Genomic DNA, 3,464 nt, shown 5'->3' with positions numbered 1-3,464 from the left:
TCTTTTAGCGATCCACAGGCACCCACACCTTAAGACTGGTGCCCTCCCCCGGCTCACTCACCAGCTCCAGCCGCCCGCCCATGATCAGCACCCGCTCACGCATGCCGACCAGGCCAAACGACGTCGGCCTCCCCTCAGCCGCGACAAATCCTACGCCATCATCGCTGACGGTCAGACACAATTCATCGCCCGCAAGCTCCAGCGTCAACTCCACCGTGTGCGCCTGAGCATGGCGCATCACATTGGTCAGCGCCTCCTGCAAAATCCGGAACAGCCCCACCGCTTTGGCATCGCTGAGTGCCGGCAGGTTGTCCGGCACCTGCACCAGACACGGTATCTGTGTGCGCGCCTCGAAACGCCGAGCCTGCCACTCGATGGCCGAGGCAATCCCGGCATCAAGGATCGGCGGACGCAACGCCGTCGCCACATCGCGTACCAGCTGAAACAACTGCGCGATCAGGCGTTTCATGCTGTTGAGCCGCTCGTTGAGTCCCGGATCGAGTTGCGCGTAGGCCAATTCGCACATCGATGTCTCCAGTTTCAGCACGGTGAGCATCTGTCCCAACTCATCATGGACTTCCCGGGCGATGCGCGCCTTCTCTTCTTCACGCACGCTTTCCAGGTGCGCCGACAGTTCACGCAGTTGCTCGCGCGAGGCCGCCAGTTCCAGCTCGATGCGTTTGCTTTCGCTGATGTCCCAGACGATGCCGTCCCACACATAGGCGCCGTCCTCCAGCTGGCGGGTGATCGCCTTGATCTCGGCCCAGCGCTGCTCACCCTGGCGCGTGACGATGCGACCCTGCCACGACCAGTCGCTGTCAGTGTCCAGCGCCTGATCCTGGGTGCGGTGATAACTGGCCTTGTCGTCGGGGTGCACGAGGCTGCGCAAGCCCATGTCGCGATGTGCGATGGCTGCCGGCGCATAACCGACCAGACTTTCGCTGCCCTCGCTGATGTAGGCAAAGTCGATCTGCCCGGTCACCGGTGCCCGCTCCAGCCTGAACACCAGACCCGGGACGTTGGCGGCGATGCCTTGCAGGCGCGCCTCGCTTTCCTGCAAAGCGGCGAGCGCGCGGCGGCGATCGGTGACGTCGGTGAGGTAGACCACCAGATATTCACTGTCGCGAAAACGCAGGAAGCTCAGGGAAACGTCCGCCGGCAGCACACTGCCATCGGCGCGCAGGCAACTGGTTTCGAAGCTCAAGGGCCCTTCTTCGCTGGCCCGTGCACGCTTCCACAGATTGAGCCAGCGATCCATGTGCAGGCCGGGCTCGAAATCGATCAGCGGCCGTTCGATCAGCCCGCCCGAGGGATAGCCGAGCATGTTTTCCGCCGCACGGTTGGCGTAGCGCACATGGCTGTCCCAATTGACCCAGAGAATGCCGACGGTGCTTTGGTCGATGGAAAACTGTGTCAGCCGCAGCGCCTCTTCACTGGCCGCGCGCAACGCAATGTCTTCGCGGGCGCTGAGCAGGCGCTGTTCGAGGCTGTGCTGTTGGCGCCGCTGCCACGCCACGATTGCCGCGCAACTGAGCAGCATCACCGCGAACAACAGGCTGAGGTTCTGCCAAAACCCCGGCGACTCGGTCAGCCGTGGGTATTTCGGCTGCAGCCATTGGTTGTGCAGTTGTTCCAGGTCCTTGGCCGGTATTGCGCGCAAGGCGCTCTGGACAATGCCGGCCAGTTCCGGCCAATCGCGGCGCGAGGCCACACGCAGCAGCTGCGGCAGGCCGATATCGCCAACCACCACCAGTTCGGCAAACTCCGGCTCCACCGACAGCCGGCCCAACTGTGCTTCGTCGACCACCGCGTAGGAGGCTTGCTGACTCAACAGCAGTTGCAAGGCCTGACGTTCCAATGGCACGCCTTGCAAATTCAAGTGCGGATAGTTGCTGCGCAGATAGTCGGCAGTGCTGCTCGGCATGCGCACGGCGACGCGGGTCTGGCTGTCGAGCTTTTCCAGATCGACCGCGCCGCTGCTTTTCTGGTCGCTGACCACCAGTTGCGGCACGCGCATGTACGGGTCGGAAAACTGCCAGAGGCGCAGCGCGCTCGGGGTCTGGCTGAGGCCCGGAGCGATGTCGATCTCGCCCTCGCGCAAAGCGTTTTCCAATGCCCCCAGATCCTGAAAGTTGCGCCAGCTCAGTTCCACGCCGAGGGTGTTGGCCAGCAGTTTCATCAACTCGACATTGGCCCCGGACAATCGCTGCAGGCGCCGATCGTAGGTCGCGTAGGGCGCCTGCAACACCAGGCCGACGCGCAATTCGTTGTGCTGCGCCAGCCATTGCTGCTGCTCTGGCGACAATTGCGCGGCATGAGCCGGCGGCGCAGGCGCCGCCCAGCCCATCAAGGGAAACCACAAACAGCCGATAACCCACAGGCAGCAAAATCGCTTCATTGAAGTCTCATACACTGACAAATTCTGACCAACCCATTAGGCTGCCGGGATACTTTTCTGGCCTGGAATAACCGATGCCCTCTGTCTACCGCCTGGCACTGCCAGCATTGTGCCTGTCGCTGATCCTGCCTTGTGCGTTTTCCGTCGAAGCCGCCGACCCTGCGCCTGCCGCCACGGATAAACCCGCCGAAGAAAAACCGGCCGAGCGCCAGCCACTGCTTGAGCGTAGTCAGGAAGAGGCCGCCGCACTGCAACGTAAACTGCCAGCGCAAGAGCAGCAACAACTGCAGGCTGGCAGCGACACTTTCCTCGCCCTGTGGAAACCGGCCAACAGCGCCGAGCCCAAAGGCGCGGTGATCATCGTTCCCGGTGCCGGCGAAACCGCTGACTGGCCGCAGGCAATCGGCCCGTTGCGACGCAAATTGCCGGACGTCGAGTGGAGCAGCCTGAGTATCACCCTGCCGGATCTGCAAGGCGACGCCATTGCTCCGCGCGTGATCGAGCCGGGCGCGGCGCCGAAAGCCCCGGAAACCACAAGCAAGGATGCCGCCACCGCACAACCGATCGAACAGGCCGCAGGCGGTGAAGCGGAAGTTGCCGAACAGGTGGTCGCCGAGACCAGCGAAGAACAAGCCAAAGCCGATGCCGATCGCATCTTCGGACGCATCGACGCGGCGATTGCCTACGCCGAACAGCAGAGCGCGCGCAGCATTGTCGTGCTCGGCCACGGCACCGGCGCTTATTGGGCGGCGCGTTTTCTCAGCGAGCGGCAGACGCCGCAGGTGGAAAAACTGGTGATGGTCGATGCGCAAGTCCCGACCAAAGCCCTGCCGCCACTCGCCGAACTGACGCCGACGCTGAAGCTGCCGACGGTGGATATTTTCTACATGGACAAAGCGCTGGATCGCAACGCGGCGCTGGAGCGCATGCAGGCGAGCAAGCGTCTGAAGACCTCGGCGTTCAGCCAGGTGGCGCTGAAGGTATTGCCGGACAAGAAGGCTGAGCAGGAACAACTGTTTCGGCGGGTGCGGGGCTGGTTGAATCCACAAAATACGGACTGATAAAA

2 protein-coding genes are annotated in these 3,464 nt (G+C 62.9%); one reads left to right on the top strand and one right to left on the bottom strand.

The genetic code is table 11. From position 1 onward, the window contains the following. Nucleotides 1-4 precede the first annotated feature (4 nt). Complete coding sequence (locus tag F8N49_RS26550) at nucleotides 5-2,398, bottom strand: PAS domain S-box protein (protein ID WP_151553220.1); 2,394 nt, start codon at nucleotides 2,396-2,398, stop codon at nucleotides 5-7. A 74-nt stretch (nucleotides 2,399-2,472) separates the two neighbouring features. Between F8N49_RS26550 and F8N49_RS26545 the strand changes: the two genes are divergently transcribed. Beyond that, on the top strand, nucleotides 2,473-3,459 hold the full coding sequence (locus tag F8N49_RS26545) for an alpha/beta hydrolase family protein (protein ID WP_151553218.1): 987 nt from the start codon (nucleotides 2,473-2,475) through the stop codon (nucleotides 3,457-3,459). Nucleotides 3,460-3,464 lie beyond the last annotated feature (5 nt).

This window comes from Pseudomonas sp. GXM4 (assembly GCF_008923895.1).
GTDB lineage: Bacteria > Pseudomonadota > Gammaproteobacteria > Pseudomonadales > Pseudomonadaceae > Aquipseudomonas > Aquipseudomonas atacamensis.
The sequence above is the reverse complement of the archived record's forward strand: the minus strand, read 5'-3'. Positions and strand labels throughout refer to the sequence as shown.

Excerpts from the sequence above, each read along its gene's own strand:
- F8N49_RS26545 (WP_151553218.1), top strand. The coding sequence starts at position 2,473 with ATGCCCTCTGTCTACCGCCTGGCACTGCCAGCATTGTGCCTGTCGCTG.
- F8N49_RS26550 (WP_151553220.1), bottom strand. The coding sequence starts at position 2,398 with ATGAAGCGATTTTGCTGCCTGTGGGTTATCGGCTGTTTGTGGTTTCCC.